This is a genomic window from Pricia sp. (assembly GCF_041745955.1).
In the GTDB taxonomy this organism is placed as follows: domain Bacteria; phylum Bacteroidota; class Bacteroidia; order Flavobacteriales; family Flavobacteriaceae; genus Pricia.
Map to the genome: position 1 here is coordinate 1 of NZ_JBGTHY010000001.1, position 4780 is coordinate 4780.

Sequence of the window (4780 nt, forward strand, 5' to 3'; positions counted from 1 at the left end):
TAATTTAAGTTATATAATCTTAATGATTTCGTAAAAAAAAGCCTTCCGACATTCGGAAGGCTTTTTAATTGTTCGGAGTTTATATTTTATCGATAGGTGTGCACATTCTATTTCATACGATCAACTGTTCTTATTTTAGATTAAACGCCTTTTCCTTGGGAAAATAGGCGATATCGCCCAATTCTTCCTCAATGCGCAACAATTGGTTATACTTGGCCATACGGTCGGAACGCGATGCCGAACCTGTCTTGATCTGTCCGGTATTCAATGCTACCGCCAAATCGGCAATGGTATTGTCTTCGGTTTCGCCCGATCTGTGGGACATTACCGAAGTATATCCTGCATTTTTTGCCATGTTCACCGCGGCAATGGTCTCGGTCAAGGTACCGATTTGGTTCACCTTGATAAGTATTGAATTGGCAATACCATTTTCGATACCTTTTGCCAGGCGTTCGACATTGGTCACGAACAGATCGTCGCCCACTAACTGTACTTTATCGCCAATTTTATCGGTAAGGGCCTTCCAACCGTCCCAATCGTTTTCGTCCATACCGTCTTCGATAGAAATTATCGGATATTTTTCGGAGAGGTCCGCCAGATATTGCGCCTGTTCCTCAGAAGTCCGTACCGCACCCTTATCTCCCTCGAACTTCGTATAATCGTATTTGCCATCTACATAAAATTCCGCTGCCGCACAATCCAAGGCGATCATTACATCATCCCCTAATTTGTAACCTGCATTTTCAACCGCCTTCGCTATTGTTTCGAGGGCATCTTCGGTACCATCAAGTGTTGGTGCAAATCCGCCTTCATCGCCTACTGCGGTACTTAGATTTCTGTCATGCAAAACCTTTTTGAGGTTGTGGAAGATTTCCGAACCCATTTGCATAGCGTGGGAAAAGCTATTCGCCTTGACCGGCATCACCATAAACTCTTGAAAGGCGATCGGCGCGTCGGAATGCGAGCCTCCATTGATGATGTTCATCATCGGAACCGGGAGTGTATTCGCACTTACCCCGCCTACATAGCGATATAGGGACATGCCGAGCTCGTTCGCAGCGGCTTTGGCAGCGGCCAAGGATACGCCCAAAATCGCATTGGCGCCCAGTTTCGATTTGTTCGGGGTACCGTCAAGATCGATCATGGTCTGATCGAGAAGATTCTGTTCGAAGACGGACATGCCCAAAATTTCTTCAGCGATCAGCGTATTTACATTTTCAACGGCTTTGCTGACGCCTTTGCCCATAAAGGCCTTTCCCCCGTCCCGTAATTCGACCGCTTCGTGTTCACCGGTCGAGGCACCCGAGGGTACCGCAGCCCTTCCCATAATTCCGTTTTCGGTTATAACGTCGACCTCTACAGTTGGGTTGCCTCTTGAATCAAATATTTGTCGTGCGTGAACGCTAAGGATGATGCTCATAGTATAACTTGTTTAAGATTGATTTTCAGTAATTTCAAATATACGAAACCGAAGGAGTATTTCGTTGTGGTATTCCTCTATAATGTAACTGATATAACAATTTGATAATCTATGCCGTTTGAGCCGATTTTGACTTGATCAGATCAAAAAACTGATCAAAAAGATAATTGGCATCATGCGGACCGGCACTCGCTTCGGGATGGTACTGTACCGAGAATACATTCCTGTCTTTCATTCGGATTCCAGCTACGGTCTTATCATTCAAGTGTACGTGTGTTATTTCAAGATCAGTATTCGCTTCGGTCTCCTCCCGATTCACGGCAAAACCGTGGTTTTGGGAAGTAATCTCCCCCTTACCGGTCCGAAGGTTCATGATCGGATGGTTGATGCCCCGATGCCCGTTGTGCATTTTATAAGTGGAGACCCCATTGGCGAGGGCAATAACCTGATGGCCCAGGCAAATACCAAAAACCGGTTTATCACTGGCAATCATTTTCTTTGCTGCGGCTATGGCATCGGTCAGCGGCTCGGGATCACCGGGACCATTGGATATGAAGTAGGCGTCAGGACCAAAGGCCTCCATATCTTCAAAGGTGGCGTTGTAGGGAAAAACCTTGATGTAGGCATCCCTTTTCGCTAAATTTCTAAGGATGTTCCTTTTGATACCGATGTCAAGTGCGGCAATTTTAAAGGTAGCGTTTTCTTCCCCGAAAAAATAAGGTTCGGTAGTGGATACTTTTGAAGCCAGTTCCAAGCCTTCCATACTGGGCACTTCGGAAAGTTGCTTTTTCAACACCTCTAAATTGTCAATGTCCGTTGTGATAACCGCATTCATCGCACCCTGATCCCGGATGTAACCTACCAAGGCGCGCGTATCAACATCGGAAATAGCAAAAAGATGGTTTTCGTCCAAGAACTGTTTCAGACTTTTGTCCGCAACGGCCCTTGAAAACTCATAACTGAAGTTTCTACATATGAGTCCGGATATTTTTACGGAATCCGACTCCACTTCGTCGGAATGCGTTCCATAGTTGCCGATATGTGCATTGGTGGTGACCATCAACTGTCCGAAATAGGATGGATCGGTGAAAATTTCTTGGTATCCGGTCATGCCCGTATTGAAACATACCTCACCGAAGGCCGTACCTTCTTTATCGCCTACGGCTTTACCGTGAAAAATGGTGCCATCGGCGAGTAGAATTACTGCTTTCTTTTTTGCTTGATATTTCATTGAAGGGAGGTGATTATTGATTACTATTATTATTTTGTAACAGAAGACGGGCGAAGGTCATCGGGCATCGGGCATCGAATAAACTTCTAAACCCATAAACTCATAAACTTTTTTTCCGCTTCACAAATAAACACAAAAAAAGGATAGACGCTCAAGCCTATCCTTTTACTATGTTCAAAATTTATCGACATTTTATTCTTTATTGTCGTCTTTTTTAGTTTCTGCGTCCTCGGCGTCATCGTCATTTGGGTCGGATTTGGCTTCTGCTTCCGGCTTTTGAGCTGCTTCGGCTTCCGGTTTTTCGTCCGCTTTGGTTTCCGCCTTTTCTTCGGATGCCGCTTCCTCTTCACGAGTAGCTTCTGTCTCCTTGGCCTTTTCGACTTCGGCTTCGGATTCCTTTTTGGTTTCAGCTTCTTTTTTGTCTTCCACCTCGGCTCCTTTATCCGATTTGGGGGCTTCGGTCTTGCCTGCGTCCGCTTTTGTTTCCTCTACGGGTTCGGTCACAGGGGTATCCTCACTTTTACCACCTCTTCTACTTCTTCGGGTAGTTTTCTTTTTAGCCTTGCCCGCGTTATAGATTTCGTTAAAATCGACCAATTCGATCATTGCCATATCGGCGTTATCACCAAGGCGATTTCCCAGTTTGATAATTCGGGTGTAGCCACCGGGCCTGTCCGCTACTTTTTCGGCCACGGCGCCGAACAACTCGGTAACCGCGTATTTGTCACGAAGGTTCTTGAAAACGATACGTCGGTTGTGGGTGCCTTTTTCGGCGGTCACATTGTTTTCAGGTTTCGACTTTGTGATCAATGGCTCGACAAACTGTCTCAAGGCTTTCGCTTTGGCTACCGTTGTATTTATTCTCTTATGCTCAATTAGGGAACAGGCCATATTGGCCAACATCGCTTTTCTATGCGCTGTCTTTCGCCCTAAATGATTGAATTTTTTACCGTGTCTCATGGTGTATGTACTGTGTATTTCCCCAACTGAGGCGTTCTGCCTTCCTGTAGGAAACAGCTATTAATAATGTCTTAATCTTTATCTAATTTGTATTTTGAAAGATCCATTCCGAAGGTCAGACCTTTATTGATGACCAATTCCTCAAGTTCGGTCAATGATTTTTTACCGAAATTCCTGAATTTCATCAAATCGTTTTTGTTGAAGGAAACCAAGTCTCCCAAACTATCGACCTCGGCAGCTTTCAAGCAATTCAGGGCACGTACGGATAAGTCCATATCGACCAATTTTGTTTTGAGCAACTGGCGCATGTGCAAGGACTCTTCGTCGTAGGTTTCGGTCTGCGCGATTTCGTCGGCCTCAAGTGTGATCCGTTCATCGGAAAACAGCATAAAGTGATGGATCAGGACTTTGGCACCTTCGGTCAAGGCATCCTTAGGATGAATGGAACCATCGGTAGCGATTTCGAAAACCAATTTTTCGTAGTCGGTCTTTTGCTCTACCCTAAAGTTCTCGATACTGTATTTTACGTTCTTGATCGGAGTGAAAATCGAATCGATAGCGATAGTGCCCAAAGCGGCGTTGGATTTCTTGTTATCCTCGGCAGGCACATACCCACGGCCTTTGTCAATGACAATTTCCAGGTTGATGCTTACCTTTAAATCCATATTGCAGATGACCAAATCCGGGTTCAATACTTGATATCCGGAAATGAACTTCTGAAAATCGCCAGCGGTCAATTGGTTCTTACCACTAACGGAAACGGCGACCACCTCGGCCTCGGAATCATCGATTTGTTTCTTAAAGCGCATTTGCTTTAGGTTCAGGATGATTTCGGTAACGTCTTCCACAACACCCGATATCACTGAAAACTCGTGTTCTACCCCGTCAATTCTAACCGAGGTGATGGCATGACCTTCCAAAGATGAAAGCAATACCCTTCTTAATGCGTTACCAACGGTCAATCCGTAGCCAGGTTCCAAAGGTCGGAATTCAAACTTCCCCTCGAAATCCGAAGAATCGATCATGATAACCTTATCAGGTTTCTGAAAATTAAATAATGCCATAGAAATAGTGTTCTTAGTTATTTAGAGTAAAGCTCGACGATTAACTGTTCTTTGATGTTCTCGGGAATTTGCATTCTTTCGGGAACGGCAACGAACGTACCTTCC

Annotated in this window: 3 protein-coding genes and 2 pseudogenes; all 5 read right to left on the reverse strand. The window is 45.0% G+C overall.

The genetic code is table 11. The annotated features are described in order from the left end of the window. Nucleotides 1–130: 130 nt before the first annotated feature. Nucleotides 131–1420 carry a phosphopyruvate hydratase gene (gene eno / locus ACEW8S_RS00005; protein ID WP_373516149.1) on the reverse strand — a complete coding sequence of 430 codons (1290 nt, stop codon included), beginning with the start codon at nt 1418–1420 and terminating at the stop codon, nt 131–133. 109 nt (nt 1421–1529) lie between these two features. Continuing rightward, nucleotides 1530–2651: a glutamine-hydrolyzing carbamoyl-phosphate synthase small subunit gene (gene carA, locus ACEW8S_RS00010; RefSeq protein ID WP_373516150.1), complete on the reverse strand. Its 1122-nt coding sequence runs from the start codon at nt 2649–2651 to the stop codon at nt 1530–1532. A gap of 459 nt (nt 2652–3110) precedes the next feature. Further along, nucleotides 3111–3611 (reverse strand): annotated as a pseudogene (rplQ, locus tag ACEW8S_RS00015) (50S ribosomal protein L17); the annotation flags it as partial. Between the two features lie 71 nt (nt 3612–3682). Then, nucleotides 3683–4675 carry a DNA-directed RNA polymerase subunit alpha gene (locus tag ACEW8S_RS00020; protein WP_373516151.1) on the reverse strand — a complete coding sequence of 331 codons (993 nt, stop codon included), beginning with the start codon at nt 4673–4675 and terminating at the stop codon, nt 3683–3685. A gap of 17 nt (nt 4676–4692) precedes the next feature. Further along, nucleotides 4693–4780, reverse strand: a pseudogene (locus ACEW8S_RS00025) (30S ribosomal protein S4); the annotation flags it as partial.

What these genes read in the sequence shown, in the direction of transcription:
- eno (WP_373516149.1), bottom strand. Translation starts at nt 1,420, where the DNA reads ATGAGCATCATCCTTAGCGTTCACGCACGACAAATATTTGATTCAAGA.
- carA (WP_373516150.1), bottom strand. Translation starts at nt 2,651, where the DNA reads ATGAAATATCAAGCAAAAAAGAAAGCAGTAATTCTACTCGCCGATGGC.
- ACEW8S_RS00020 (WP_373516151.1), bottom strand. Translation starts at nt 4,675, where the DNA reads ATGGCATTATTTAATTTTCAGAAACCTGATAAGGTTATCATGATCGAT.